Annotated in this window: 19 protein-coding genes; 11 read left to right on the forward strand and 8 right to left on the reverse strand. The window is 62.4% G+C overall.

The window, feature by feature from the left end:
• Window positions 1-40: 40 nt before the first annotated feature.
• From grpE to EH165_RS14140, 3 genes are all read right to left on the reverse strand, one after another.
• A complete protein-coding gene (grpE, locus tag EH165_RS14130; protein WP_124800012.1) occupies window positions 41-694 on the reverse strand; it encodes a nucleotide exchange factor GrpE in 654 nt (217 codons plus the stop codon).
• Window positions 691-2,541: a molecular chaperone DnaK gene (gene dnaK, locus EH165_RS14135; RefSeq protein ID WP_124800013.1), complete on the reverse strand. Its 1,851-nt coding sequence runs from the start codon at window positions 2,539-2,541 to the stop codon at window positions 691-693. The genes grpE and dnaK overlap by 4 nt, the downstream gene beginning before the upstream one ends.
• A gap of 327 nt (window positions 2,542-2,868) precedes the next feature.
• Window positions 2,869-3,837 (reverse strand): hypothetical protein, encoded by a 969-nt coding sequence (locus tag EH165_RS14140; RefSeq protein WP_124800014.1) that lies wholly within the window; start codon window positions 3,835-3,837, stop codon window positions 2,869-2,871.
• Window positions 3,838-4,608: 771 nt separating this feature from the next.
• Between EH165_RS14140 and EH165_RS14145 the strand changes: the two genes are divergently transcribed.
• The 4 genes from EH165_RS14145 (at window position 4,609) to EH165_RS14160 (ending at window position 10,917) form a co-directional block, all read left to right on the forward strand.
• Window positions 4,609-5,211 carry a TIGR03086 family metal-binding protein gene (locus EH165_RS14145; protein WP_124800015.1) on the forward strand — a complete coding sequence of 201 codons (603 nt, stop codon included), beginning with the start codon at window positions 4,609-4,611 and terminating at the stop codon, window positions 5,209-5,211.
• A 55-nt stretch (window positions 5,212-5,266) separates the two neighbouring features.
• Complete coding sequence (locus EH165_RS14150) at window positions 5,267-5,971, forward strand: TIGR00266 family protein (protein ID WP_124800016.1); 705 nt, start codon at window positions 5,267-5,269, stop codon at window positions 5,969-5,971.
• Window positions 5,972-6,275: 304 nt separating this feature from the next.
• Entirely contained in the window at window positions 6,276-8,258 is a 1,983-nt protein-coding gene (locus tag EH165_RS14155) for a glycoside hydrolase family 15 protein (RefSeq protein ID WP_124800545.1), read from the forward strand.
• A 226-nt stretch (window positions 8,259-8,484) separates the two neighbouring features.
• Entirely contained in the window at window positions 8,485-10,917 is a 2,433-nt protein-coding gene (locus EH165_RS14160) for a phosphoketolase family protein (RefSeq protein WP_124800017.1), read from the forward strand.
• Between the two features lie 248 nt (window positions 10,918-11,165).
• Here the strand turns inward: EH165_RS14160 and EH165_RS14165 are convergent, their stop codons facing one another.
• Window positions 11,166-11,849 (reverse strand): vitamin K epoxide reductase family protein, encoded by a 684-nt coding sequence (locus tag EH165_RS14165; protein WP_206425988.1) that lies wholly within the window; start codon window positions 11,847-11,849, stop codon window positions 11,166-11,168.
• A gap of 122 nt (window positions 11,850-11,971) precedes the next feature.
• Here EH165_RS14165 and EH165_RS14170 point away from each other — a divergent pair, with 122 nt between their 5' ends.
• Window positions 11,972-12,817, forward strand: a complete 846-nt coding sequence (locus tag EH165_RS14170; RefSeq protein ID WP_124800018.1) for a DsbA family protein — start codon at window positions 11,972-11,974, stop codon at window positions 12,815-12,817.
• 59 nt (window positions 12,818-12,876) lie between these two features.
• Complete coding sequence (locus EH165_RS14175; RefSeq protein WP_124800019.1) at window positions 12,877-14,466, forward strand: TIGR03767 family metallophosphoesterase; 1,590 nt, start codon at window positions 12,877-12,879, stop codon at window positions 14,464-14,466.
• A gap of 148 nt (window positions 14,467-14,614) precedes the next feature.
• On the opposite strand, the gene EH165_RS14180 is transcribed toward EH165_RS14175, so the two are convergent.
• Window positions 14,615-15,538 (reverse strand): hypothetical protein, encoded by a 924-nt coding sequence (locus tag EH165_RS14180; protein WP_124800020.1) that lies wholly within the window; start codon window positions 15,536-15,538, stop codon window positions 14,615-14,617.
• 454 nt (window positions 15,539-15,992) lie between these two features.
• Between EH165_RS14180 and EH165_RS15550 the strand changes: the two genes are divergently transcribed.
• On the forward strand, window positions 15,993-16,139 hold the full coding sequence (locus tag EH165_RS15550) for a GPGG-motif small membrane protein (RefSeq protein ID WP_164479251.1): 147 nt from the start codon (window positions 15,993-15,995) through the stop codon (window positions 16,137-16,139).
• A gap of 143 nt (window positions 16,140-16,282) precedes the next feature.
• Window positions 16,283-17,182: a GNAT family N-acetyltransferase gene (locus EH165_RS14185; protein ID WP_124800021.1), complete on the forward strand. Its 900-nt coding sequence runs from the start codon at window positions 16,283-16,285 to the stop codon at window positions 17,180-17,182.
• A 15-nt stretch (window positions 17,183-17,197) separates the two neighbouring features.
• Here the strand turns inward: EH165_RS14185 and EH165_RS14190 are convergent, their stop codons facing one another.
• From EH165_RS14190 to EH165_RS14200, 3 genes are read right to left on the reverse strand one after another with little or no spacing between them, the layout of a single operon-like run.
• On the reverse strand, window positions 17,198-19,081 hold the full coding sequence (locus tag EH165_RS14190) for a Na+/H+ antiporter (protein ID WP_124800022.1): 1,884 nt from the start codon (window positions 19,079-19,081) through the stop codon (window positions 17,198-17,200).
• Between the two features lie 34 nt (window positions 19,082-19,115).
• Window positions 19,116-19,505 carry an ACT domain-containing protein gene (locus EH165_RS14195; RefSeq protein WP_239020603.1) on the reverse strand — a complete coding sequence of 130 codons (390 nt, stop codon included), beginning with the start codon at window positions 19,503-19,505 and terminating at the stop codon, window positions 19,116-19,118.
• Between the two features lie 7 nt (window positions 19,506-19,512).
• Window positions 19,513-21,681: a (Fe-S)-binding protein gene (locus tag EH165_RS14200; protein ID WP_124800024.1), complete on the reverse strand. Its 2,169-nt coding sequence runs from the start codon at window positions 21,679-21,681 to the stop codon at window positions 19,513-19,515.
• 286 nt (window positions 21,682-21,967) lie between these two features.
• Here EH165_RS14200 and EH165_RS14205 point away from each other — a divergent pair, with 286 nt between their 5' ends.
• From EH165_RS14205 to EH165_RS14215, 3 genes are read left to right on the forward strand one after another with little or no spacing between them, the layout of a single operon-like run.
• Entirely contained in the window at window positions 21,968-23,386 is a 1,419-nt protein-coding gene (locus EH165_RS14205; RefSeq protein WP_124800025.1) for a hemolysin family protein, read from the forward strand.
• Window positions 23,383-24,411: a CNNM domain-containing protein gene (locus EH165_RS14210; protein WP_124800026.1), complete on the forward strand. Its 1,029-nt coding sequence runs from the start codon at window positions 23,383-23,385 to the stop codon at window positions 24,409-24,411. Before EH165_RS14205 ends, EH165_RS14210 begins: the two co-directional genes overlap by 4 nt.
• Before the next feature lie 20 nt (window positions 24,412-24,431).
• Window positions 24,432-25,847 carry an MFS transporter gene (locus tag EH165_RS14215; RefSeq protein WP_124800027.1) on the forward strand — a complete coding sequence of 472 codons (1,416 nt, stop codon included), beginning with the start codon at window positions 24,432-24,434 and terminating at the stop codon, window positions 25,845-25,847.
• Window positions 25,848-25,857 lie beyond the last annotated feature (10 nt).

Raw genomic sequence — 25,857 nt, forward strand, 5'->3', positions numbered from 1 at the left:
CTTCCTGATCACGTCCCAGTACTACCAAACCAGACAAAACCTACTTGTCATCTTCAGATGCTGCCGCAGTAACGCCTGGGTCGGCGTTCGTCGCCTGCTCGGCGCGTGATGCTGCGTCATCGGCGCGGTCCTCGTCATCAGCGACCAATTCGGCATCCGCCACCTCGGAGCCAACCCGTTCAGAATCGACTACCTCGGCTTCCTGCTCCGGGCCGGTCACTCCGACTACCGCAGCTCGAATTAGCTTTCCTTTGAACGAGAACCCGCGGCGCATCACCGATGTCACCACCTGCGAGGTGACATCGGGCGAGGTGCCGAACTGAACCGCCTCGTATGCCGAGGGATCGAAAGCATCCCCCTCGGCGCCGAACGGCTCCAAGCCCAACTTTTCCAGCGAACCGGTGAGCCGGTCAGCAACAGCTTTAAAAGCTCCGGTCAGATCTCCATGCGCTTGGGCACGGTCGAGATCGTCGAGAACGCTCAACAACTCGGTGATGACAGAGGCTTTCGCGTTGATGACGGAGGCTTCGCGGTCCCGATCGATCCGTTTGCGGTAGTTGGCATATTCCGCCGACACCCGCTGCAGGTCGGTAGTGCGCTCAGCTAGCTGAGCCGTCAACTCCGCGAATTCGTCAGAAACTTCCTCCTCCGCAGCGGTTTCGACGTCCTGCGGGTCATTTTTGGCGAACTTCACTTCTTGTCGCTCTCCGGGATGTCGTCGACGATTTCGGCGTCAACGATTTCCTCTTCAGCGCTTGCCGCGCCGTCTGCGGGTTCGCCCGCAGCAGCACCAGCGGCCTGCTCATGGTTGTACAGAGCATTTCCGAGCGCTTGAGATTCGGTTGCCAAAACCTCGACAGCTGCCTTCAGCTCCACGAGATCGGTGCCCTTGAGTGCTGCGTTCGTCCGAACGATGGCCTCGTTGACCTTTTCCTTCGGCTCCGCCGGGAGCTTCTCGTCGTTGTCCTTGACGAACTTCTCCGTTTGGTAGACAAGAGCTTCGGCCTGGTTGCGGACTTCGGCTTCTTCCTTACGGGCCTTGTCTTCGTCAGCATGCGCCTCTGCCTCGCGCATCATCCGATCGATGTCATCCTTTGGCAGCGCGGATCCGCCGGTGATCGTCATCGACTGTTCCTTACCGGTACCAAGGTCTTTCGCTGAAACGTGCACAATTCCGTTGGCATCGATGTCGAAGGTGACCTCAATCTGCGGGATATTGCGCTGCGCCGGCGGCAGTCCCGTCAGCTCGAACATCCCGAGCTTCTTGTTGTAAGCAGCGATCTCGCGCTCACCTTGGAAAACCTGGATTTGCACGGACGGCTGGTTGTCTTCGGCGGTAGTGAAGGTCTCACTGCGCTTGGTCGGGATAGTCGTGTTGCGCTCGATCAGCTTGGTCATGATGCCGCCCTTGGTTTCGATACCCAGGGAAAGCGGCGTGACATCAAGCAGCAGAACGTCTTTCACTTCACCGCGGAGAACGCCCGCCTGCAAAGCGGCACCGACTGCCACCACCTCGTCCGGGTTGACGCCCTTGTTGGGCTCCTTGCCGCCAGTAAGTTCCTTGACCAGTTCGGTGACGGAAGGCATCCGGGTAGAGCCGCCGACCAGCACCACGTGGTCGATCTTGGCGACGGTAACGCCGGCATCCTTGATCACCTGGTGGAACGGCGTGCGGGTGCGGTCAAGCAGGTCGGCGGTGATCTTCTGGAACTCAGAACGCGACATCGACTCGTCGAGGAACAACGGGTTCTTGTCGGCGTCCACGGTGATGTACGGCAGGTTGATGGAGGTCGACAGCGAGGACGACAATTCGATCTTGGCCTTTTCCGCAGCTTCGCGAATGCGCTGCATGGCCATCTTGTCCTTCGTCAGGTCGATGCCACTGGAGGCCTTGAACTTGTCAACGAGCCAGCTGACGACACGCTCGTCCCAGTCGTCGCCGCCGAGGCTGTTATCACCCGCGGAGGCCTTGACCTCGACAACGCCGTCGCCGATTTCCAGCAGCGAGACGTCGAAGGTGCCACCGCCCAGGTCGAACACGAGGATGGTCTGCTCTTTGTCGCCCTTGTCCAAGCCGTACGCCAAAGCGGCCGCGGTGGGCTCGTTGACGATGCGGAGTACGTTGAGGCCGGCAATTTCGCCGGCGTCCTTCGTTGCCTGGCGCTGCGAGTCGTCGAAGTAAGCGGGCACGGTGATGACGGCGTCGGTGACGGGCTCACCCAAGTAGGCTTCCGCGTCGCGCTTCAACTTGCCCAGCACTCGGGCACTGATCTCCTGCGGGGTGTAGGCCTTACCGTCGATGTCCACTGTCCACTTGGTGCCAATGTGGCGCTTGACGGATCGGATGGTGCGATCGACGTTGGTGACGCCCTGGCGCTTGGCGACATCGCCGACCAGAACTTCGCCGTTCTTGGCGAAGGCAACGATGGACGGGGTGGTCCGGGCGCCTTCGGCGTTGGCGATGACGGTGGGTTCGCCACCTTCGAGCACTGCAACTACAGAGTTGGTGGTTCCAAGGTCAATACCGACGGCACGCGACATGCGTTCCTCCTACGTTAAAAGGTGGGCACGCAGCGTCGGGCTGACACTGCGCAGTGTGGCTCTAAGCGCTTGTTGAGCGGGTATGACTCAACTATGCGCTGGAGGTGAGCGCGTGTCAAATGAAGTTGAGTGTGATCTACTCAACTTTCGTGCCTGTGCATACTCTGAGCTGGGATTTTGCGAATAGCCAGGTGAGATCAAGCAGCAGTCATCGTAGTTTTTCAAAGATGCTGCCGCCTCCAGTGGTCGCTAAGAACCGTTCCAAGCGACGAATCCGGGGCTGGGTGAGGGCTTGTCTGTCACAACAGCGCGCGGGGAGCAAAACGATCAGGGGCCGGCGACCACCCAGGAGATCACCACTGAGCCATCCTTATTGATCAGTTGCAGCGTCCCGGGTCCGGCGACGGTGTCGATAGTGAAACGCCCCGTGCTCGCTTCAGCACCTGCGACCTGAGTGGCCGTCGCCGCTCCCCCGTCTATGACGCCCAACTTCCCGACGAATTCACCGCCCCCATCCGGCAGAAAGCGCCAGCTGTCGTAGCGGATCGTGCCGGCAGCACCACCGGGGTCCACCAGCGAAGCGGTGTAGTTCGCCCACAGCCATGAACCATTCGCTGGCGCGAGACCACCGGCGTTCGGGTCCGAAGCCGAGCGCCATTGGGGCTGGCTCAGGTCAACGCTGAAAGGGAATGCGCCAACCGGGCTGGTCGCCGGGACGTTGACTGCCGCTAGTGGCCCGACCGACCGCTCCGACGTGACCTCGAATGTGGCGACCAGTCTATTTTGCCGGCGAAGGCTGACCACGCCCGACGTCGCTTTCGTGGCAAAGCTGAGGTTACCGCCGACATTTTCGCCCGCCGCCAGACTGATGGAATTGAGGTACGGCTCGTATCCACCACCGGTCAGCTCCGCCTGCGCCGCTGTGGACCCGTCATCTGCGGCAAAGCTCCAGTCGATCCAACTAATACGCTCGGTCCCGCTCGCAGTGTCGGTGCGGGAAGCAGCGACCTGCAGCACCAGGTGGCCGTCCGAAACCCCGCTGACGGACTCCCCCCATCGCGCTCCGGGCTGCCACATCGCTCCGTCAACGGTGATCGAGAGCGAGCTTTGCCCAACCTGAACCACTGCGGCCTGGCCGACCGGGGTAATCGGAACCGGAACGGTACTGGTCAACGGAGCAGGCGCCACACCAATTGGCGACTGTGTAGCGGGTAGATCAACAGTGGCTTCGCGCAACTTGTTGAAAAACGTGATGCCTCCGACTGCGAAGAATGCCCCAAAAAAAATCAGGATCATAGACCGCAGTGGGAATCTCGGCCGTCGGGTGGCCGGGTAACTGTTGAAGGAGGAGGACCTTCGAGTCTGCGCTCTTCTGCTTCTTCCGCGGGTACGTCCAGCCGGTTGGCCCAGCCATGCTTCTTGCGAAGGCTGGTCGGGCCACTGCGCTTGAAACGCTTGCTGGGGAACCGGCTGCTGCTGGCCAAACTGCTGCGGCTGGCCAAACTGCTGCGGCGGCCCAAGCTGCTGCTGGCCAAACTGCTGTGGCGGCCCAAGCTGCGGCTGGCCAAACTGCTGCTGCCCCGCCCCGTCGCGTTGATACGCGCTTGGCGCTTCGCCGCTCAGTCCTGGCGCCGATACGGGAGCGTCCCCGGTGTAGAACTCGGACGCGCCATCGGAGTTGCTCTCTCCCCGTGCCATCTTCCAAGCCCTCCAGATCGCTCAAACGCGACCCGCCTTATGCGGAATCGATTAATTCCTGAAACAGCTCATGTCAGATATGGGTAGGCACGCCTTACTGCTACCGTGCAAAGTATGGGCGGCAAGAACAAGAAAATGAAGATCAAAAAAGAATGCTGCGTGACCAAGCCCAAATGTAAGAGCTGTCCTATCCGACTTCTCGCGGAAGGCAAGCTTCCCGCAGGATATTCGGTCAAAAAGCGCAAACTCGTCAAACTGTAGGCGCTTCGCCGCGTCCGCATGGCAAATCAGCAAATCTAGATCCAGCCCTGCCCTGCCCGATCTCAGCGCGAACCACTTCGCAGAAGCGGGCGGGGCACACTAGCAATCATGGATCTCACCCACACCAACCTCCTCCCCCTACTGAAGAGCGCCCTGGGCCAGTTCGGCGCCCGCGTGCACGCCGTTCGCGCCAGCCAGTGGGGCCTTAGTACGCCGGATACTGAATGGACTGTCCGTGATCTCGTCAATCATGTGGTGTCCGAACACCTATGGGTTCCCGAGTTACTCACGGGGAAACGTGTGGAAGAAGTCGGTGATGCGTGCGATGGCGATGTTCTTGGCGGCGACCCTGCCAGCGCGTGGGATATCGCGGCGACCGCCAGTGAAGCCGCGTGGTCACACGCGGGCGCCCTCACCAGACAAGTGCACCTATCAGCTGGTTCTGTCGACGCGCCTATCTACGCTTGGCAATTGACGACGGACCTGCTCGTCCATGCCTGGGATCTCGCGCGCGCGACCGGCGGCGACGATGAATTCCCGAACGACCTGGTCGGCGCTGTTTTGAAGGTCGTCAAAGATGACGGGGATTACGGCGCGCCCCTTTTTGCTGCCGCTATCCCCACACCGGGTTGTACCGATGACCTGACGGAACTGCTCGCGCTGCTGGGTCGCGACCGACATTGGACTCGCAGCGGAACCTCGTGCTCTTAGCGATAATTTTGCGATTCACCCGCCCCGGAGCCGATCCCGGCGTTACGGTTTGCCCATGCAAACCCAACTGCGGCACAACCCGTCATTCACCGTCGCTCGCCTGATCCTGGCCCCCAACGAGCCTGTCCGAGTCGAGGGCGGCGCGATGATGGCGACTAGCTCGGGCGTCATCATCTCCGCCAAGGTGGAGGGCGGCTTGATCGCTGGCCTCAAGCGCAGCGCGCTGTCTGGCGAATCCTTTTTCGTCACCACTTACACAGCTCCCGCGCAGGGCGGCTGGGTGGACGTGGCGGGAGTTCTGCCCGGCGACATGGTGCCGATCGAGATCACCCCGGATCGCCCCTTCTTCATCTCGCGCGGTAACTGGATCGCGAACTCACATGGCACCGAAGTCACCAGCAAGTGGGGTGGCCGAGCCAGCCTCTTCGGCGGCGAGGGCGGCTTCGGCCTGCAGGCCACCGGCCAAGGGCAGGTCGTGGTGAGCGTGTACGGCGCGATTGACGGCGTCAGCCTTGCACCAGGAGAACAGATCACTATCGACACCGGCCACGTGGTGGCGTACGACCTGGGCATGCAGTTCCGGATGCGCCGGGCAGTCGAAGGTCGCAGCATCCAGTCCATGAAGAGCGGCGAGGGTTTTGTCTTCGACTTCGCTGGACCAGGACACGTTCTCGTCCAGTCTCGCAACCCTTCGGCTTTCGCGCAGTGGGCGGCTTCGGTCGCGCCCGGTGGCAACCCTAAGGGCGGACTTTTCGGCTGAAAGCGCTTCCCTCTCGCGCGCGCGAGTTATGCCGGGGTGATGCTGGCTCGGAACTCCACGTGTCTGGCTTTCGAACCAGGCTAGGGAGCGGGGTCACGGCCGGCGTGATTCGGGGGGTGGAATCCGCGCCAGAGCAGCGGCAAGGCCTTCAGTTCTGAGCGGGCCCCCCCGCGAACACTCCATTCCTTGGTCCAGGAATTTGCCAGGACTAGGGAATTCCCTCCGTCCGGTCCACAATTTAGCTGTGACTGATTCTCCTGAACCCACCGACGACACTTCCGGCGCAGTTGCGACCGCAGTCGACATGAGGGTCGATAACGCGGTTGTCATCGATGCACCACCCTCCCCGTTCCTCAGCGCGGCGGCCCGCGGGATGCCCGTCCCCGCCTCGTTGGGTACCGCTCGCGAAGGCGAAACTTTTCCCCACATCGCTGACTATGCCTTTCTTTCGGACTGCGAAACCAACTGCTTGATCGCGCCCAACGGTGCGGTGGAATGGATGTGTATCCCGCGTCCGGATTCACCCAGCATCTTCACCGCTCTTTTGGACCGCTCCGGCGGCAGCTTTCGGGTCGGACCGTACGGCGTCCAAGTTCCCTCCGCCCGCCGCTACTTGCCCGGCACCTTGGTGTTGGAAACTACCTGGCAGACGTCAACGGGCTGGGTCGTGGTGCGCGATGCGCTGATTATGGGCCCCTGGCACAACGTCGCCGAGCGCTCTAAAACCCACCGCCGTTCGCCCACCGACATGGATGCCGACCACGTGTTGGTCCGCAGCATCAAATGCATTTACGGGAACGTCGACATCGAGGTCCACGTCGAACCGATCTTCGACTACGCCCGCGTCGGCCCGTCTTGGACCTACACCGGATCCGGCTACGACCAGATGCAAGCAGCCGCCGAGGGCCAACCCACTCTGACGTTGACATCATCGCTGCGCATGGGCAAGGAGGGGCGTACCGCTCAGGCCCGCTCACGAATGAAAGCTGGTGATGAGCACTTCGTAACGTTAGCGTTCTCCGAACTACCCGGTCCCCAGACCTACACAGAGGCCTTCCTGGCGCTGGAACGCACCGGCGAATACTGGCGGGAGTGGTTGACCCAAGGGTCGTTTCCGGACCATCCCTGGCGTACATACCTACAGTCCAGTGCGCTTGCGCTGAAGGGACTTTCATACGCGCCGACCGGAGCGATCATGGCCGCAGCGACGACCTCCCTGCCAGAAACCCCTGGTGGGGAGCGGAACTGGGATTACCGCTACACCTGGATCCGGGACGGCACCTTCGCCCTGTGGGGTCTGTACACCCTCGGCTTCGACCGCGAAGCGAACGACTTTTTCTACTTCATCCATGACGTGTGCCGCGACAACAATAACGACCTGCAGATCATGTATGGCGTCGGCGGCGAGCGCACCCTCGAGGAGTTCACGCTCGATCACCTATCCGGCTATTTCGACGCCAAGCCCGTCCGCGTTGGCAACGGCGCCTACAACCAGAAGCAGCACGACGTCTGGGGTGCGTTATTGGACTCGATCTATCTGCACACCCGCTCCCGCGAGCAAATGCCGGAAGAGCTGTGGCCTGTCGTCAAGGAGCAGGTCGAGCAGGCGGCTGCCCACTGGAAGGGACCGGACTGTGGCATGTGGGAGGTGCGCGGTGAGCCGCAGCATTTCACGTCCTCCAAAATCATGTGTTGGGTGGCGCTGGACCGAGGCGCCCGGCTGGCTCGCCTCCACGACTCCAATGCGACTGCCGAAAAATGGCAGGTGATAGCCGATGAGATCCATGCCGACATTTGCGCGAATGGTGTCGATGCTCGGGGAGTCTTCACCCAGCGGTACGGCAATGACGCTCTCGACGCATCATTGCTGCTCGCACCACTAGTGCGGTTCCTGCCTGCGGATGATCCTCGCATCCGAGCGACGGTGCTTGCGATTGCAGACGAACTCACCGAAGACGGGTTGGTGTTGCGCTACCGGGTCGAGGAAACCGACGATGGACTCTCCGGAGAGGAGGGCACCTTCACCATTTGTTCGTTCTGGCTTGTGTCAGCGTTGGTCGAGGTTGGCGAACTCGATCGCGCGGTCCAGCTCTGCGGTCGGCTGCTGTCCCACGCATCCTCCCTCGGTTTGTACGCCGAGGAGTTGGACGTCAAGACCGGCCGACATCTAGGCAATTTCCCGCAGGCCTTCACTCATTTGGCCCTGATCAACGCTGTGACCCACGTGATTCGAGCCGAAGAGTCGACACAGCCGATCGGATTCAGCCCGGCAAATCGACAGGCCTGACTCGAAGCGGCAGTGTGTGGAGTGTGGAGTGTGGAGTGTGGAGTGTGGAGTGTGGAGTGCTCGTCTCCCACGTAACTCTCCGCACGCTCAGAACAAACCTGCCGGACGGCTGTGTCCAGTGCCTAAAGTCCCGCCCTCGTAGGCACCACGGTTACTGGTGCCAATCTGGTTCAGCGGGGATGCTTGGGGTGAACTGGCATGACGATCCTCGACAGGAAGCTCTCAGATGACCCTTGCATCACAGATCACACAAGCGCAAAGCACAGGAGAACCCTCGTCCAAAACGAATGAGCGCGAGTCGTTCGCGCCGGACACACTCAGTCCCGAAGAGCTGGCACTGATCCACGCCTACTGGCGCGCGGCGAACTACCTGTCCGTGGGGCAGATCTACCTACTGGACAATCCGCTGATGCGCGAGCCCCTCCTCGCCGAGCACGTCAAACCTCGGCTGCTGGGCCACTGGGGAACCACCCCCGGTCTCAACTTGCTGTACGTGCACATGAACCGGCTGATCAAGGCCCGCGACCTCAACACCATCTACATCACCGGCCCCGGCCACGGCGGGCCGGCGCTGGTCGCCAACGCCTACCTCGACGGCACCTACAGCGAGGTGTACTCAGGCATCACCGCCGACACCGACGGAATTCGCGCCCTGTTCCGTCAGTTCTCCTTCCCAGGTGGGATCCCGTCGCACGTGGCGCCGGAAACACCAGGGTCTATCCATGAGGGCGGTGAGCTCGGCTACGCGCTGGTGCACGCTTTCGGTGCCGTGTACGACAATCCTGACCTACTCGCGCTGTGCGTCGTCGGCGACGGCGAGGCCGAAACTGGCCCGCTCGCGGCGAGTTGGCATTCCAATAAGTTCCTGAACCCCGTGACGGACGGCGCCGTGCTTCCGGTGCTGCATCTCAACGGCTACAAAATAGCGAGCCCGGCGCTGCTTGCCCGGATCCCCGAATCCGAACTGGCCGACCTGATGCGCGGCTACGGCTACGACCCGCTGTTCGTGACGGGTGAGGATCCGGCTCACGTACACCAACTCATTGCCGCCGCTTTGGACACCGCAGCCGACAAGATCGCGCAAATCCAGCACGATGCGCGCGAGAACGGTGTGACTGACCGACCGGCGTGGCCGATGATCGTGCTACGTACCCCGAAGGGCTGGACCGGCCCGAAAGTTGTTGACGGGCTTCCTGTTGAGGGCACTTTCCGCTCCCACCAGGTGCCGTTGGCGGCTACCCGGACCAACGCCGAACACCGGGACCAGCTCGAGGAGTGGCTGCGCAGTTACCGCCCCGCAGAGCTTTTCGATGACGAGGGCCGATTGCTGCCGGAGCTCCAAGCCCTTACTCCCACGGGCGATCGGCGGATGAGCGCCAACCCGCATGCCAATGGTGGCGCGTTACTGCGTGATCTGCGCCTTCCCGACTTCCGTGACTACGCCGTCGAAGTCACGGCGCCAGCAACCCAGATGCATGAGGCCACCAAGGTTCTCGGTGCCTGGCTGCGCGATGTGATTGTCCACAACCCGGACAACTTCCGTTTAATGGGACCGGACGAAACCGCTTCCAACAGACTGCAAACAGTGTTTGAAGAAACCACCCGTGCGTGGGACGCCATCACCTTTGACGGCGATGACCATCTGTCCCCTGATGGCCGCGTCATGGAGGTGCTATCCGAGCACCTGTGCCAGGGCTGGCTGGAGGGCTACCTGCTGACCGGTCGGCACGGGCTTTTTAACTGCTACGAGGCATTCATTCACATCATCGATTCGATGTTCAATCAGCACGCGAAATGGCTCAAGACGACGAGGCATATCCCGTGGCGCCGCCCTATCGCCTCGCTGAATTACCTGCTGTCCTCGCATGTGTGGCGCCAGGACCACAACGGATTCTCGCACCAAGACCCCGGATTTATCGACCACGTGATGAACAAAAAAGCCGAAATCGTGCGGGTGTATCTTCCGCCGGACGGCAACACCCTGCTTTCGGTCGCGGATCACTGCCTTCGTTCCCGCAACTACGTGAACGTCATCGTGGCGGGTAAGCAGCCAGCACTCAGCTATCTGACCATGGACGCCGCGGTCGCGCACTGCACCCGTGGCCTCGGCATCTGGGAATGGGCCGGGAACACCGACGGCGAACCGGATGTCGTTCTCGCGTGCGCTGGCGACGTGCCGACGCTCGAAGTGTTGGCCGCCGCCGACATCCTGCGCCGGAACCTGCCGGAGCTGAAAGTGCGCGTCATTAACGTCGTCGATTTGATGAGGTTGCAGTCTGAAGCAGAACACCCACATGGGCTGTCGGACCGCGACTTCGATGCTTTGTTCACCGCCGACAAACCAGTCATTTTTGCCTACCACGGATACCCCTGGTTGATCCATCGCCTCACCTACAGCCGAAACAACCACAAGCAGATCCACGTCCGCGGCTACAAGGAGGAAGGGACGACCACCACGCCGTTCGACATCGTGATGCTTAACGACCTCGACCGTTTTCACTTGGTCATGGACGTGATCGACAGGGTCGGGTCGTTGGGGAGCAGCGCGGCGGTATTGCGGCAGCGCATGGCTGACGCGCGGCTCTCGGCCCGCGCCTATACCCGCGAGTTCGGCGAGGACGATCCCGCGATCACCAACTGGGTGTGGCCGAGCGAGTAGTACGTGGTGCGCCAGTGGGGCTCTCGATGGGCCCCACTGGGTGACACCGTCTCCGACAAAAACCTCATCGATCGCGGTTTGCACGGTCTTCTTCGCGTCCACTGCAGGGTCGAAACCATCACTGGTACTGAGCCAAGCCATGCCCGCGAAGTCGCAGGAGTCGAGCGGAAGCCACAGGAGCCACCACCTCGACGGTCGCTGAAATTCGTCGAGCTCACGGCGTTGTCCGATCAGGGACGAAAGTCACATCATGCGAAGCGCAGGAGAATCATTGCGGCAATGACTCCGAGCCACACCAGCGGTGCGAGCCAGTGCAGTCGCGGTAGACCCGGGGAGCGATCGCCGTCATCGATCGCGGCCAGCCGCGCTGGGTCGTTGACGACGCTGATCAGACTGACGTAATAGAAGATCGGGATCGTCACCGTCCACGTCACCATGCAATACAGACACAATGTGCCGATCTCATACAGGCTTTGAACGATGAGCCAATGCACTAACACCACCGCTAGCAATGCGCCCGCTTGCAAACCCCACCACATCCATCGCGGCGGTTTCCATCCGGTGATGATCACCACGCCCAGCGTGACCACGATTGCGAACCCGATCATGCCTAGAAAGGAGTTGGGGAACCCGAACAGCGAGGCCTGCGGGCTTTCCATCACCGACACGCAAGAGAAGTTAGCGCCAATGGTGCACGAGGGCAGGTAATTCGGGTCGGCGAGAAGCTTTAACTTGTCCCAGGTCAGGATGAAAGCAGCCACCAGACCCACCGCGCCGCCGGCGGCTAACAGCCACCCGATAAACTTTGGGAGAACGCGCAGTGTGCCGCCCGTAGCTGCGCTGTTATGAGCGTCGTTGTACAACTCGTCGCTAGCGTCATCGCTGATACCGCGTTCAGCGGCTAGATTAGGGGACACAGGGGTTTCAGGCACCCCCCTACCGTACCCACACTGGCTATACGAGTCATGTGAGAAATTAGGGCAAGGCACAATGAAGCCACGGGTGCCATGCCCGTGCAGTGCCGAACCCCTCCGACGAAAGCTTAGAAAAAACTATGTCGCCGAAGAGCGCGGACAACCGCAACAACTCTGCCCAGCCAACGTCCGATCAGAACGCGGTCCGCGGAGCCAAGCCGATGAGTAATAGCGCTAAGCGGGCAGCTAAATCGTCGGTCAGCGCGGCCCGTAAATCCAGCGGGATCAGCCGCACCACACTCCTTATTGGCGGCGTGACCCTGCTACTCGTCATCGCTGTCGTGGTGCTCGGCGTGGTCACCAACAACAAAGGCGACGTTCAATACAAGACGGAGGCATCCGCGCCGCTGAGTACCGCTACCTTCCAGGACGGGGTCATCACGCTTGCCACTGGCACCAGCGGCGTGAAGGCCGATATCTACGAGGATGCGTTATGTCCCGCTTGCGGCGCTTTTGAAGAAGCCAACGGCTCGGCCATCGGTCAGGCCATCAATGATGGCTCGCTCAGTGCGAGCTATCGCACACTTGCCTTCCTGGATGGTGCGTCAAAATCGAAAGACTATTCGACAAGGGCCAGCGCAGCGATGATCTGCGTCGCCAGCCTCGACGGCGCAAAGCCAGGCGTGTTCAGCAGCTTCCACGGAATGCTCTTTGGCTCCAAGTTCCAGCCGAAGGAAAATGGCAGTTACGACTACACCAATGCTGAGCTGGCCGAGGCAGCGAAACAGAACGGCGCCACCGAAGCGGCGGATTGCATCAGCAACGGCACAATGATCGAACAAGCCACCACCGCCTATAAGGCCAACTCGGATGCACTCGCAGCGGCCGGCGGGAGCGGAACCCCCTCGGTGGTTTCGGGTGGCAAGTTGATCGACACACGCAGCGTCACTTGGTTGCCAGTACTGCTGGCAACCGCCGCGAAGTAGGTCTGTCGCGTGCACCACGGCACGGCGGGTTCGTCCACGCACAGCAGGCTGGGACCACAATGACCACCACCGATCGGGCCACCGTCATCGGCGGCGCACGATCTCCGCTGGGTTACTGGTCCCTGACGTTGGGGCCCGGGGAATCTCATATTTCCCGGGCCGAGTTAGCCTCGATTCCGGCAAATCTTGGAAATCCGCTCCTGTCCATCGGCCACCTGTCTGATCTGCACCTGTGCGATTCCCAGTCACCGGCGCGCGCAGACTTTCTGGACCGTTGGGCCGACGACGACTCGCCACTCAAGTCCACCTTGGGCATCATCGGCAGCTACCGTGCGCAGGACTGTGTGACTGTCCAAGTGGGAGAGGCGATGGTACGAGCGCTGAACGCGGTCAGGCGCGGACCAGTCGGAGGAGCTCCATTGGACTGGGCAATCACTACCGGCGACGTCACGGACAATGCCCACGCGAACGAGTTAGGTTGGTACATCAACCTTCTCGATGGCGGACCGATCGTCCCCGATTCTGGCGACCGCAGCCGCTACGAGGGCAGCGCTGACCACGACTACTGGAATGAGTCTTACTGGCATCCCGACCCGTCGTCGCAACACGGACCGGACCGGCCGCGCAGACTCCACGGCTTTCCGGATGCCCCCGGCCTCCTCGACGCGCTCCGCGAACCATTCACCGCCGGCGGCCTCCAAATGCCGTGGCTAGCCGTCCATGGCAACCATGATCAGTTGATCCAAGGCAAAGTTAACGCAACGGGGAGTTTGGGCGAGGGGTCCACGGCCGGACAGCGCGCCATTGATGTGCCGCCCGACTGGTCGCTGGACCAGATAGCGCGCTTCTGTGCAGGTGTCGACTCCTGCGATCCTGCAACTTTGGCACTGTGGTCGACTCTTCCCGTCCGCGAAATAACCGCAGACCCGTTGCGCCGCATCATCAGTCGCGACGATTTTATTGGCGCCCACTTCCACGACAGAGCACGCCCGATTGGTCATGGTTTCTCTCGCGATGCGCCCCACACTGCCTACTACCGCTACGACCATCAGCAGATCACCGTCCTCGTGTTGGACACGGTTAACGAGCATGGCGGCTGGCAGGGAAGTATTGAGCCTGGCCAGCTAGCGTGGCTCGAAAGCGAGCTCGTGAGCGCCGATGCTGAGAAGCGCTACATCGTGCTCGCCTCCCATCACACCTCCGAGGATCTAGTCAACGACACCGTGTCTCCTGGTGCTCCCCGTCGGGTGCTGGGTGCGGAATTCGCCGCAGCGTTGGAGGGCCACCCTTGCCTGATTCTCTGGCTGAACGGGCACACCCATATCAGCCGGGTCACTGCGCATCCTGGACGGCACCCCTGGTGGGAAGTAACCACACCGTCGTTGATCGACTTTCCCCAACAGGGCCGGATTGTCGAGGTACTGCGCGCAGATAATGCCGTCCTGACAATCGCCACCACGATGCTGGACCACTCTGGCGAATTGCCGTGGTCCGGGGCCACCGACTCCGTGTTGGCTATAGCTGGCCTGTCACGAGAACTCGCTGCTAACGATTCGCAGTGGCGGGTCCCTGACCTGTCACTACACGTTGGAGGTGGGACCGCCGCGGACCGCAATGTTTTGCTACACCTGGTCGACCCGTACGGCTGAGGTTTGGTGCGTTATCTCCCTCGTCGCCCTGGTCGTCTGTACCTGGTCAGATCTCGCGGCGAGTCAGTTCTGGTTGCACGTCAGTTCTGGTTGCACGTCAATTCTGGTTGCACGTCAGTTCTGGTTGCGAATCAGTTTTGGTTGCGAATCAGTTCTCGTGGCGCGACGCGCGGATAACCATGCCCGCGACGAGGGCCAGGAGTGCGAGAACCGGCAAGACCCAGAGCAGAGCAGAAGTGCTGTACTCGGCCGCAGCGGGGGCGATCGTGAGGACGGAGGCAACCGCGGTGGCCGAAGCCGGCGACGACGTGGCAGCGATGACCGCCGCCGACGAGGTGCTGGGATCGACCGCGGAGGTTGTCACAACAACGGGGGCAGGTGCGTCAGCGATCACCGCGACAGGTGCAGCAGCGGCGGGTGCGTCCGCGGCGGCGGCGTCAGCGCTGACGGCGGCGGGTGCAGCAGCGGCGGGTGCGTCAGCGCTGACGGCGGCGGGTGCAGCAGCGACCACTGGCCGGACGACAGCCGGGGTGATAACCACGGGCGCTGCGACGGGTGCAGAAGCAACAGCCGCGGGAGCCTCGACAACGGGGGCCTCGACTGCGGTCGCCTCGACAGCTGGGGCCTCGACTGCTGGGGCCTCGACTGCGGCGGGCACTGGAGCAATTGAGAAGGAAACCGCGTCGATGATCTCAATGACAGTTTCCTCAACTGCGGAAGTACCGGCGACCTCAACAGCGGGAACCTCGGCTGCGGGAACCTCAACGGGGGCAACGCTAATCTTTGCGGGCTCTTCCTGAGCGGGCAGGCTCTGGGAGGTTGCTTCGATGATTTCGATGACGGTTTCGGGAGCCTCCGGCGCCACAGTGTCGGAAGCTTGACTGCTGGCATCTGCCCCTGCGGGGGCTGCCTCCACCACCGGAGCTGCAGGCTCTACCGATTGAGAAGCCGCACTCTCCGGGGCGGCATCCTCGGCGAATGCCGAGGGGGCCAAGAAAACAGTTGCGGCTGCAATGATGCCGACGGTGACATTTCGCAATGTGTGACGCACAGTCACGGTCTGGATTCTCATTGTAACTCTCCTGTTGGTAAAAGGCCTGATAAGGACCTTAATCTGTTCGATGAAGTTCGCAAGCCGTAACCCTCAAATACTAAATGTCCACCCCTTAGGGTGAAACCTGACACTCAATCGATGAAGTCGTTCTGCGTTTTTTGCCCACACCACATAGACCGACGGCTGTCGGTTTTTTCCCATTTGCTGTCAAGCGAGCGAAGCGGTGATCTGCAATTTTCGCGTTCTGTGGATGAGACGCGGCTGCCATCGGGATCTTTCGCGATTTGGCAAAATACTTTCTCCGCCTGCCTTCGAAAGCGCGCATCCTGCAGTCTTGAGGCGCCTCCCGCGCAGTAGCGGGAGAGAATTCGCCCCGTTGTGTGTGAAATCTTCGTGATGGGGTATCAGGCTCTGTGAACATCGCAGCGACTGCTGCAATGGGTGCAGTTCTCGCAGACAAAGGAGACAAGTCATGGCGCTAATTCTGTGGATCCTCGCGGTCATCCTGGTGGTATCAGGAATCTTCGCAATTTTCCGTAAGCAGCTGCTGTGGGGCATCGTGCTGATCGTGGTGGGTCTCCTCGTGGGCCCAGGAGGCGTCAGCCTCTTCGTCAAGTAGGTAACCCCGCTTCTAGCAATGCCCCGGCGCTTCGGCTCCGGGGCATTGCTCTATGCGCAGGGTCGGTCGGTCGGCCCGCCGCGCCTAGAGCCAAAGCTGTGTTGCCAAAATCCGCAAGGTCGCCACTCATGGGAGAATGGGCCATGGCGCCTGACAAATCACCCACTTCCACACCCATCCCGATGATGGTGAAAACAGCACCCAAACGTAAGGACCCCGATGCCCTTGAGGTGCGTATTCTCTCCGGGATTACGGAGTTCGACGCGGCCGCCCGTCTGATCGGGCACGTCTTCAGCCCGGATGGTGTCAGCCATGTTCCCGCCGACCTCACTGTCGCTGTGTCTTTAGCCGGCGGCTACGTCGGCGGCGCCTTCATCGACAACGAGTTGATCGGTGTCGCCATCGCCTTCGGCGAGATCCGGCCCTGGCAGCACCCTCGGGAGGCCCCCACCAGCTCGTTGGCGATGCACTCCCATGTCGCCGCTGTTGCCTCAAAGGCGCGCGGCCGCCGCGTGGGGTGGTCGTTGAAAATGCATCAACGCGAATGGGCCTTGGCCCGCGGGGTTGACACCATCGACTGGACGTTCGACCCGCTTGAGCGTCGCAATGGCTTCTTCAACATGACGCTGCTGGGCGCGCAAGCGATTCAATACCTACCAAATTTGTACGGGGAAATCGACGACGACGTCAATCGGAAACAGGAGACCGATCGCGTTTTGGTCCGTTGGAACCTCAACAGCCCCGAGGCAATAATTGCCGCGTCCGGCACGTTGGTAGAGCCCGCCATCACGGATGCGGAGATGAAAAAGTCGGCGCTGTGGCCATCGGATCGAGCACCCTCGGCGCCGCAAGTCTTCTCCGGGGCCCAACAAATGCGGCAGCTCTGCGGAACCCCCACCGACATCGAAGCTTTGGCGAAAACCGATCTCGCGGCGGCGCTGTCGTGGCGCCGCGCGCAGCGGGCGATCCTGCAGCCCGCGTTGGATAGCGGAGCCGTGATCACGGGCATGACCCGCTCCGGCTGGTACACGCTGGAGCGCTAACCGCGCCCAGACGAGCTACCCCAGCAGCTCGTCCAGGTAGCACCAGCGCCAGGCCTCGCCGGGTTCGAAGCTGCGCATCACCGGATGGCCGGATTCCTTGAAATGCCGATCGGCATGCCGTCCGACCGAGGAATCGCAGCAGCCGACATTGCCACAGCTCAGGCATATTCGCAGGTGGACGGGCCGAGTGTCCTCTCGGGCACAGTCCAGGCATTCGGTGCTGAGCGGCGGGGTATCGCTTGATGCCTTGCCCAGATGTTCGCAACCGGCCTTGTTCTCAAGGCTCTTCGGGGTGACGAGGTCCTCATCCCGGCGCGGCGCTTCCTGCTCAAGGCGAGAGTCCAGCATCGACTCTTCCACATCGAGGCGTCCGAGCACCTCGCTGAGCACCTCGTGTGCAACGGCCCCGGAGTTACGTAATTCAAGCACCTTCGCGCGCTCGGCTTCAAGCATCTTGAGGCGGAGAACGGCATATCGCTGGCTGGGCGTGAGTTTCTCAGACTCCGGGCGTCCCAACCTTTCCCAAGCGGAAAGTCCGCGTTCCTGGGTGCGGCGCCGGATCATCGCGAGCACCTCCGGCGGGTCGTCGGGGGTGATGAGGCTATCGAGGGCGGCTAGCCCCGCTTCCGTGGCGGCTTGCATGGTGGCAGCGTGCTGCAGCAAATCCTCCCGGGGGTCCGGTCCGCGAAGACCCAAGCGGCGCACCAACAATGGCAATGTGGAGCCCTGAATTATGAGGGTCCCGAACACCACCACCAGTGCCGCGAGAAATAACACGGACTTGTGTTCCAAGCCGTCTGGCAGCGCGAATACAGCGGCGAGGGTCACCACGCCGCGCATCCCCGCCCACGACACCACCGCGGGAACCTGCCACGGCGGACGTGTCTGACGCTCCCGGATCTTTCTCGACAAAACGAATGGGAGGTAGGTCGCGGGGAACACCCAGATGGGACGAAGTACCAGCACCGCAACAAGTATCGCGGCGCAGGATAGCCAAATCGTTGGCTGCGGAAGCGAATCTTTCTGCACGTCGGCGACGATTGCCTTCACCTGCAGGCCAATGAGCAAAAAGACGGAGTTCTCGAGCAGGAATTGCACCGTGGCCCAGTTGGTGCGCTCGCTGACCCGGGAGGCGCCACTGGGCATCGCCGGCGACTTGTGCCCGATGAGCAATCCGGCGACCACCACGGCCAGCACTCCGGAAGCGTGAATTTCTTCGGCCGGGATGTAGGCGATGAACGGGGCGGCCAGGCTCATCGTGGTGTTCACCATGACGTCTTTGACCCGCTTACGGATCTGGACCAGGGCGAACGCCACCGCAACCCCGATGACGACCCCGCCGCCAGCCGCCAGCACGAAATTCCCCGCCACGCCCACGAAGCTTGCGCTACCCCCCGCTGCCGCCGCGATCGCGGTGCGAAAGAGCACCAGCGCCGTGGCATCGTTCACGAGCGATTCGCCCTCGAGGATGGTCACCACCCGACGCGGCATCCCAACCCGGCGCGCGATTGCGGTCGCTGCGACTGCATCCGGGGGCGCCACCACCGCGCCCAACGCGAATGACGCGGCCAGCGGAATACCGAGTAGCGCGTGCGTCAAAAATCCGATGCCCACGGCGGCGAAGATGACGTAGCCGATCGACAACATCCCGATCGATCTGCGGTTGGCGGAAAAGTCGATCAGTGACGTCCGGATTGCTGCCGCATACAGCAGCGGCGGGAGCAGCCCAATCAGCACCAGGTCCGGCTCCAGCACCACGTCCGGGGTGAAAGGAAGGAAGGAGCTAATCAGCCCGAGGAGTACCAACACCAGCGGCGCTGACAGATTGAAGCGCCGGGAGAGCGCGCTGACGAGACAGACCACTCCGACAATGACGAGCAAGCCCAAGGTGATGTTCATCCGGGAGCACCCCTGGGAGCGGCGTCTGTTCGCATCATCCGGCGGCGAGCTTGCGCAGCACCGTCATCGCTTCGTCGGCTCGATTGACGGGGACATACAGATGGTCGTGGAAAAAGCCAGCGATCACATTGCAGGCAATCCCGGCCTCGCCGAGTGCACCAGCAACAGCCGCCGTCAGCCCCACTGCAGCGAGCGGTGAATGTACCAGCAAGGTGATCCTCGCCGCTACGAAATCGTAGGCCCAGCAACGGTTGTCGGCCTCCCCCCGGGGGATCACCAACGTGGCGCCCTCATCTTCGGCGACGAAGGCGAGCACCGTCAGGGCCGTGAGGTCCGGCGCGCCAGGAACGCTGACAAACACGTATTCGCCCGCGTCTAGCCGGGGCTGCAGAGCGTGCAAGAGTGCCGCTAGATCGACAGCCACGAGCAGATCAGCCCTTGACGGACGCGAGCAACATCAGCGCCACGTCCTTCACTTCGGTGCCCGCGGTGGCGCTGCCGTCCGCCAGACGGGCCGTCATGCCGTCATTGAGCATGATCGAGCAGAACGGGCAGCTGGTTGCCACCGCGGTGGCTCCAGTGGAGATTGCCTCATCGACGCGCTCGACGTTGATCCGCTTGCCGATCTTTTCTTCCATCCACATCCTGGCGCCACCGGCCCCGCAGCACATGGAGCGGGACTGGTTGCGCGGCATTTCTTGGAAGGTGGCGCCAGTCGCTTCGATCAGTTCGCGCGGCGGTTCGTAGACCTTGTTATGCCGGCCGAGGTAGCAGGGGTCGTGGTACGTGGTCAGCGCGGTCGGAGCGGACGGCCGCTTGAGGGGAACCAGTCTCTTGTCGCGGACCAGCTTGTTCAACAGCTGCGTGTGGTGCACCACTTCGTACTCGCCGCCGAGCGCGGGGTACTCATTGAGCAGCGTGTTGAAGCAGTGCGCGCAGGAGACCACGATCTTCTTCTGCTCGCGCGAGCCAAAGGCTGCGTTGATGGTTTCGACGTTTTGCGAAGCAAGCATCTGGAAGAGGAACTCGTTGCCAGCGCGGCGGGCGGAGTCGCCGGTGCAGGTTTCTCCGGTCCCGAGCACCGCGAACGTGACGCCCGCGATGTTCAGGAGTTCGGCAATGGCCCGCGTGGTCTTCTTCGCCCGGTCCTCGAAGGCCCCCGCGCAGCCGACCCAGAACAGGTATTCGGTGTCGTCATTCATGACGTCGGTGATGACGGGGACGTCGAACTCGAGGTCTGCGGCCCATCCCATGCGGTCTTTGTTGTTCTGACCCCACGGGTTTCCCTTGTTTTCCAAGTTGCGGAAAAGGCCGCCGAGCTCGGACGGAAACTCCGATTCGATCAAAACCTGGTAGCGGCGCATGTCGACGATATGGTCGACATGCTCGATGTCCACGGGGCACTGTTCGACACAGGCGCCGCAGGTGGTGCAGTCCCACAGCACCGCGGGATCGATGACGCCGTCTTGTTCGGCGGTGCCGACCAGCGGGCGGCGGGCTTCAGCGAGCTGCAGCGGGTCCAAGTGCGCCAGCTGCGCGTCGGTGGCTTTCTCGTTACCCGCCATGTCCATGCCGCCGCCAGCCGCCAGGTACGGGGCTTTGGCGAAGGCGTGATCGCGCAGCTGCAACATCACCATTTTGGGGGACAACGCTTTTGCGGTGTTCCACGCCGGGCACTGCGATTGGCAGCGGCCACATTCGGTGCAGGTGGTGAAGTCGAGCCAGCCCTTCCACGAGAAATCCTCGATCTTTCCCGCGCCGAAAACGTCAACCTCGGGGTCGGCCTTTTCGAAGTCCAGTACCGCCCCGTTCGACATCATCGGCTTCAGCGCGCCGAGCGCGACAGCGCCGGACTCCTCACGCTTGAAATAGATGTTGAAGAAGGCGGTAAACCGGTGCCACGCGATCCCCATAGTCAGGTTTTGCGCGATGACGATGGCCCACATCATCGACAGAATTACCTTGATCAGCGCGACCACCGAGATGGCCGCAGGCCAGGCTGGCAGGATCTTGCCCAGGCCTGTGGAGATCGGGGTGGCCCAAGTCGGGTAATCGAAGTACCCATTGGCGGCTTTAAATCCACGGATGAGGAAAATGCAGACGCCGATCGACGCAACGATGAATTCGACGAAATAAGCCTGCGCGAAGTTGGATCCCAAGAAACGAGATTTACGCTCGGCTACGCGCGGGTGGTTTCTTTGCCGGACGAAGATCAAATAGCCGATGCCGAGCAGTGTGGTGAGGCCGATGAGCTCGACGAAGAGGCCGTAGAGCGCCCAATGTCCGAGCAGTGGGATCTCGAATTTCGGGTTCCAGGTCTCGCCGACCGCTTCGACCAGCGTCAGAAACAGAGCGCCGAATCCGACCATGACGAACCAGTGCGCGACCCCGACGATGCCCCATTTGAGCATCCTGGTGTGGCCGAGAACTTCGGTGCCCATGTTCTTGAAGCGCGGCCAAAAGGCGCCGTTGCGGGTCTCGTCCGGTTGGCCGAGTTTCACGATGGCGGCGATCTTGAATCCGGCTCGGATCAACATCCCAAATCCGACGAGGATGAACGCGGACGCGATCAACCCTGCTGCGTACGAGAGCACTGTCATTTCGCTCTTCCCAACTGTCTGCGCGTCCGGGCGAGAGCAGCCCAGATCAGAATGTGCGGGTTGCTGATCCCGTCACTTCACACTAGGCCACGAACCTAAGCGCACGCTCACTCGAGCATTCCGGTCGACGTGTTTTACACTGGGGTTTCATTACCTGTTACCCCTGGGAAAGGCGTTGAGCTCCGACTGTGGATTCCACGGCCATCTCCGCTGGCTCCGATGCCAGCGAACCTTCGCATTACGCCCGGCACGCTCCTGAAGTCGCCACGCTTTCGGGGGCGTTACGATGATCGAAGCAATCCTTCTCGCCCTGCTGGGAATCACTCTGACGTTGGCCATCATTGCCGCAAACGGGTACTTCGTGGCACAGGAATTTGCTTTCATGTCTGTGGACCGGACCCGACTAGGTGCGCAGGCGGCCGCTGGCGACGAAACGGCCGCTCGCGCGCTCGCGGTTACCAAGCGCACGTCATTCATGCTGTCGGGCGCCCAGCTGGGAATCACCGTCACCGGGCTGCTGGTCGGCTTTGTTGCCGAGCCCCTGATCGGCAAATCCATCGGAGCCCTGCTCGGCGGAGTGGGAATTCCGCTGGGAGTCAGCGTCACAGCGGGCACGATGTTCACGCTGGTGGTGGCCGCGATCGTGCAGATGATCTTTGGGGAGCTCTACCCCAAGAACCTCGCCATCGCCAGCCCGGAGGCCCTTTCGCGCCGCCTCGCGCGCTCCACGACGGCTTACCTCATGCTGTTCGGCTGGCTGATCACTGTTTTCGACGCCGCCGCCAATGCGCTGCTGCGCCTGCTGCGCATCACGCCTGTCCATGACGTAGACACGAGCGCGACCGCCGAAGACCTCGAACGCATCGTGGCCGACTCGCACGCCAGCGGCGACCTGCCAGCCGAGTTGTCGCTGATGATCGACCGCATCCTCGATTTTCCCAAGCGCGACGTCGAGCACGCGATGATCCCCCGCTCACTTGTCGATACCGTCTCACCGGCAACCACCATCGGAGAAGTGCGGGCGATGATGGCCCGTGCTCATACGCGCTATCCCGTGGTGGACAACGACAGTCAGCCGCTCGGCGTCGTACATCTGGCCGACGTGCTTGCCACCGCGCTGCCTACCGGTTCGCCCGTGACGAGCATCATGCGGCCGGCATCCGTTCTGCCGTCCCTGATGGCGCTACCGGATGCGCTCGCCGCACTGACCAGCTCGAAGAGCGAACTCGCGTGCGTCATCGACGAATATGGCGGATTCGCCGGGGTGCTGACCCTGGAGGACCTCGCCGAGGAAGTAGTCGGCGAAATCACCGACGAACATGACGACGACGCGGCGCCTTCGGTTCGGAGCGACGGCGTCAACGTGTGGCAGATGGACGGTGACGTACAGGTTGATGAGATGCACCGGGCGATCGGTTACGAGCTGCCCGAAGGTGACTTCGAGACTGTGGCCGGACTCATCATTTCCCATGTGGGCGGGCTGCCCCGCTTGGGCCAGCGGGTGGTCATTGAGCTGCCGCACGACCCGGCAGACCTGGTGCACGACGTCGAAAAGAACCGCTTTCTCGAGGTCGACGTACTCGCGATCGCACGGCATGTGCCGAGCCAAGTGCGGGTCACCCTTGTAACGCGCGACGGGGCGGACTCCCCGCCGCCCGATGCGCCAATAAATCCGAGAACAGACTGTGGGGATGAAAACCGATGAGTAGCGGTCTCGTCGTCACACTCGTCACCATCGCACTCATCGTGCTCACAGCGTTCTTCGTCATCATCGAATTCGGGTTACTCGGTGCCCGCCGCCATCGGCTCGAGGAGCGGGCGGCGACCAACCGGTCGGCCCGGGCCGCCCTCAAAGGCGTCAACGAGTTGACCCTCATGCTCGCCGGTGCGCAGCTCGGGATTACTGCGTGCACCTTCGCCCTTGGCGCAGTGACCAAGCCCGCCCTCGATGCGTGGCTCGGACCTATCTTCACCGGCTGGGGGCTGCCCGACTGGGCTGGTGGCGGGCTGGCGTTTGGGCTCTCCCTGCTCATCGTCACCTTCCTGCACCTCGTTGTCGGCGAGATGGCGCCGAAATCGTGGGCCATCGCGCACCCTGAGACCGCCGCCACGGCAACCGGTATCCCCTCGCGGCTCTACATCGCGATATTCCGGCCGTTGCTCGGCTGGGTCAACAACATAGCCAACTCCCTCGTCCGCGCGTCAGGTGTGGAGCCCGTCGAAAGCGCTGCGGTCGGTGGTCAGAACGCAGCCACCATCAGGCATTTGGTCGAGCTATCGGCCCAGGCGGGAACCCTAGAGCTGGCATACCAGTTGCCACTCGAAGGCGTTATCGAACTTCAGACCCTGCGGCTCGACGCCTTGGTCCAGGTGGGTACCGCACCGACGGCGGTACCGGCGACGGCCACCGTGGCCGACGTGCAGGCCGCGGCGGCATCATCCGGCCACATGCGCATCCTTCTCGGGGCCCCGGAAGCCGCTGTGCCCCGGGTGATCCATGTGCGCGACACCCTGCTCGAAGCCTCGCATGCGGCCGCAGCTCCCCTGGCGCGCGACGCGCTTGTGCTGCCAGCGGCCACGCCCGTGTACGAGACGCTTGCCCGCATGCGCGCGGGCAGCCAACAGTTGGCTATCGTCATCGAGGACGGACGATTTGTTGGCGTCGTGTCGCTCTCCGACGTACTGCATCGCGTGCTGCCGCGCACCGAAGGTGAACCCGTCTTCCGCTAGTTCGTGTTACCGAAGGGCATATGAACGCCAAAAACCCCACCCTGCCTGGCCTCGTCCTGCGTTCGAAACAGGGCAGGTTGGTCCTGTGGTCAACGGTGTTGGCCAGCGGGATGGCGCTGCTCGACGGCAGCGTGGTCAATGTGGCGCTGCCCCGAATCGGCCGAGATCTGAGCGTCGGCCTGACGAGCCTGCAGTGGATGGTCAATGCCTACACGTTGACGTTGTCGGGTCTGCTGCTGCTCGGCGGCTCCCTCGGCGACCGAATGGGGCGCCGCAAGATCTTCCTGTTCGGCGTGGTCTGGTTCGCGATCGCGTCACTGGGATGCGCGCTCTCCCCCACCGGCGAGGTGTTGATCGGGATGCGCGCCGTCCAAGGCGTCGGGGCAGCGCTGTTGACCCCAGGCTCCCTCGCAATTTTGGAGGCGGTGTTCCGAAAGGAGGATCGCGCCGAGGCGGTCGGGTCGTGGTCTGGCCTCGGCGGGATCGCAGCGGCGGCCGGACCGCTGCTGGGTGGTGTATTGGTCGGCGTGGCGCCGTGGGGGTGGCGCCTGATCTTCCTGCTGAACCTGCCGATCGCTGCGGCCGTGGTGTGGATCGGATCGAGGGCGATCCCCGAGAACAGAGATGACGGCGCCACCGGCAAGCTCGACATTTCGGGAGCCGCGCTGGCTGCGATCGGACTCGCAGGTGTGACGTACGCGCTGACGGAGGGACCGGCTACCGGTTGGCCGCCCGTGACGGTGGCGTGCGCTGCACTCGGGGTGGCTATTCTCGCCGGGTTCGTCATCAACGAAAAATACCGACAGGCACCCATGATGCCGCTGGAACTGTTTGCAGCGAAACAGTTCTCGGCAGCAAACGCGGTGACCTTCGCGGTGTACGCGGCGCTGGCCGGCACCTTCTTCATCCTGCCCCTACGCCTGCAACAGGTCTCGGGATTCAGCCCACTGCTGGCCGGGACTTGTTTGCTGCCGACACCGATCTTGATGCTGTTGTTCTCGGCGCGGATGGGCCGATTGGCGACCCGCATCGGCCCGCGGATTCCCATGACGGTCGGACCCATCGTGTCCGGCTGCGGGATATACCTTATGTCAATCCTGAGCCCGGACACGTCATTCGGGTGGGTAGTGCTTGCTGTCACGGTGTTTTCGACCGGGCTCACGGTTACTGTGGCGCCGTTGACATCGACCGTACTGGGCGCGGCTCCGCCGGCGCGCATCGGGGTCGCCTCTGCCGTCAACAACGGTGTCGCCCGGGTCGCTGGCCTCCTAGCCGTAGCCGCCCTGCCCGCGGTGGTCGGAATTACGACGGGAGTGACCGCCGACCGACTGGCGCTGGCCGCCGACTACAGCCACGCGTTGCTGATCTCGGCGGTGCTGTGCGCGGGCGGCGGGGCACTGGCGTTCTTCACCATCAGTAATGGGAAGCGAGCATAGCCGTAATGGG

Origin of the sequence: Nakamurella antarctica (assembly GCF_003860405.1) — a bacterium.
Taxonomy (GTDB): Bacteria; Actinomycetota; Actinomycetes; order Mycobacteriales; family Nakamurellaceae; genus Nakamurella; species Nakamurella antarctica.

What these genes read in the sequence shown, in the direction of transcription:
- EH165_RS14140 (WP_124800014.1), bottom strand. Translation starts at nt 3,837, where the DNA reads ATGATCCTGATTTTTTTTGGGGCATTCTTCGCAGTCGGAGGCATCACG.
- EH165_RS14190 (WP_124800022.1), bottom strand. Translation starts at nt 19,081, where the DNA reads ATGAACATCACCTTGGGCTTGCTCGTCATTGTCGGAGTGGTCTGTCTC.
- EH165_RS14155 (WP_124800545.1), top strand. Translation starts at nt 6,276, where the DNA reads ATGAGGGTCGATAACGCGGTTGTCATCGATGCACCACCCTCCCCGTTC.
- EH165_RS14180 (WP_124800020.1), bottom strand. Translation starts at nt 15,538, where the DNA reads ATGAGAATCCAGACCGTGACTGTGCGTCACACATTGCGAAATGTCACC.
- EH165_RS14205 (WP_124800025.1), top strand. Translation starts at nt 21,968, where the DNA reads ATGATCGAAGCAATCCTTCTCGCCCTGCTGGGAATCACTCTGACGTTG.
- EH165_RS14175 (WP_124800019.1), top strand. Translation starts at nt 12,877, where the DNA reads ATGACCACCACCGATCGGGCCACCGTCATCGGCGGCGCACGATCTCCG.
- EH165_RS14170 (WP_124800018.1), top strand. Translation starts at nt 11,972, where the DNA reads ATGTCGCCGAAGAGCGCGGACAACCGCAACAACTCTGCCCAGCCAACG.
- EH165_RS14215 (WP_124800027.1), top strand. Translation starts at nt 24,432, where the DNA reads ATGAACGCCAAAAACCCCACCCTGCCTGGCCTCGTCCTGCGTTCGAAA.
- EH165_RS14145 (WP_124800015.1), top strand. Translation starts at nt 4,609, where the DNA reads ATGGATCTCACCCACACCAACCTCCTCCCCCTACTGAAGAGCGCCCTG.
- EH165_RS14160 (WP_124800017.1), top strand. Translation starts at nt 8,485, where the DNA reads ATGACCCTTGCATCACAGATCACACAAGCGCAAAGCACAGGAGAACCC.
- EH165_RS15550 (WP_164479251.1), top strand. Translation starts at nt 15,993, where the DNA reads ATGGCGCTAATTCTGTGGATCCTCGCGGTCATCCTGGTGGTATCAGGA.
- dnaK (WP_124800013.1), bottom strand. Translation starts at nt 2,541, where the DNA reads ATGTCGCGTGCCGTCGGTATTGACCTTGGAACCACCAACTCTGTAGTT.
- EH165_RS14185 (WP_124800021.1), top strand. Translation starts at nt 16,283, where the DNA reads ATGGCGCCTGACAAATCACCCACTTCCACACCCATCCCGATGATGGTG.
- EH165_RS14200 (WP_124800024.1), bottom strand. Translation starts at nt 21,681, where the DNA reads ATGACAGTGCTCTCGTACGCAGCAGGGTTGATCGCGTCCGCGTTCATC.
- EH165_RS14150 (WP_124800016.1), top strand. Translation starts at nt 5,267, where the DNA reads ATGCAAACCCAACTGCGGCACAACCCGTCATTCACCGTCGCTCGCCTG.
- EH165_RS14210 (WP_124800026.1), top strand. Translation starts at nt 23,383, where the DNA reads ATGAGTAGCGGTCTCGTCGTCACACTCGTCACCATCGCACTCATCGTG.